The organism is Pseudomonas sp. Sample_24, assembly GCF_004307605.1.
Taxonomy (GTDB): Bacteria; Pseudomonadota; Gammaproteobacteria; order Pseudomonadales; family Pseudomonadaceae; genus Aquipseudomonas.
The window spans coordinates 1-1,448 of the sequence record NZ_RCNW01000502.1 but is presented as its reverse complement, the minus strand read 5'-3'; the positions used below and the strand labels follow the sequence as shown (position 1 = coordinate 1,448).

Annotated in this window: 1 protein-coding gene; it reads right to left on the bottom strand. The window is 58.4% G+C overall.

Annotation, left to right across the window (positions count from 1 at the left end):
• Positions 1 to 262 precede the first annotated feature (262 nt).
• A complete protein-coding gene (locus D8V06_RS29145) occupies positions 263 to 1,321 on the bottom strand; it encodes an IS110 family transposase (protein WP_130932341.1) in 1,059 nt (352 codons plus the stop codon).
• Between the last annotated feature and the right edge of the window lie 127 nt (positions 1,322 to 1,448).

The following is a 1,448-nucleotide window of genomic DNA, read 5'->3' as shown; positions in this document are numbered from 1 at the left end:
CGGCAGCTCCTATGTATGGACTCGCCCCACCATTCAACCCGCTTTTGAACACTGCTACCCGGTTGCATCTATGTATAAGGCCTGTTCGAGGAAGCGTTGAGCGGCTTCTGGCCAACATTGGGTTAGCTCGCGGTATGCCGATTACAGTAAGGCCTCAAGGGCCAGTAGGAGCTCAGGCATCAATCCGCGACGGTCTGACCTGGGGTCAATGTTCTTCAGCATGGGTTGGAGCGGTTTACGCCCCGGTGGCAGAACTTTGTTGTCAGTGACTCATCGCAGCCTCCTGGCCATCGCCCGGCCGGCGCCGATAAGTCTGGTCGTTTTGCAGCAGCACCCAGAGGATGCGCAGATTTCGATTGGCTAATCGCACTGCTGCCTGCTTGCGGCCCAGGCGGGAAATCCAGCGCCAAAGACGCCTGTCGTCCGGCTGCTCTGAATCCGGACGTATCTGTCTTAAAACGGCATGAGCGCCCTGAATCGTTAAACTTCGCAGATAAGCGTCACCGTTCTTGCTCATCCCGCCCAATCGGTTTTTCTCGCCAGAGCTGTGCTGGCTGGGCACCAATCCGAAGTAGGCGGCGAACAAACGGGCGTTGGCGAAGCGTTCGGGTTCGGTCTGCTTGGCCAGCAGCGCCGTGGCAATGATCGGACCAACACCGCGCACCGTCATCAGCCGCTTCGCCGTTTCATCCTCATTCGCTGCCGTTTCCAGCCGACCGGTCAGCACGTTGACGCGCTCACCCAGTTGGCCCCACTCACCCAAAAGTTCGGCGATCAGTTCACGCAGCAAATCAGGTAGCGGCTGAGTGGCATCTTCCAGAACTCGAGGCACGAGCTGCCTGATCGCTATCTCACCCTGAGCCATGGCTACCCCATGTTCCAACAGCAAGGCGCGTATCTGATTACCCACCGCAGTGCGGCGCCGCACATAGCCCTGACGAGCCCTGTGCAGGGCCTGCATCGCCAGCGCCGCAGCACTCTTGATCGGTACTGCCGAAATTTTGCAGTCGCGGCCTGCACGCAAGATCGCCAATACATCGTTGCGATCATTTTTTGGGCCGCTACGATGACTGGCAACCAGCTGGGCCGGCAGGATGCGGACGGAATTACCCTGCATCTGGAGCAATCGCGCCCATGCTTGAGCGCCGGGCCCGGTTTCAACTAACACCGTAACGCTCGCGGGAAGCCCACGCAGAAATACCTGAAAGGCTTCTCGCGACTTGATTCGATCTTCGAAAATCACCTGACCGAGGGCATCCTCCCCAGCCACCTGAAAAACCCTCTTGGCAAGATCTATCGCAACTGTGGAGCATGCCGACACGTCGGCTGACAAGGATTGATCAATCGTCGTATGCTTTTTCATGGCCTCGCCCTCGCTGTCGTTGGCTTCTATAAGAATGCCACCGTGGCGCACAGACGCCTCGGCTTGGGCGAGTCCATCCAATTAC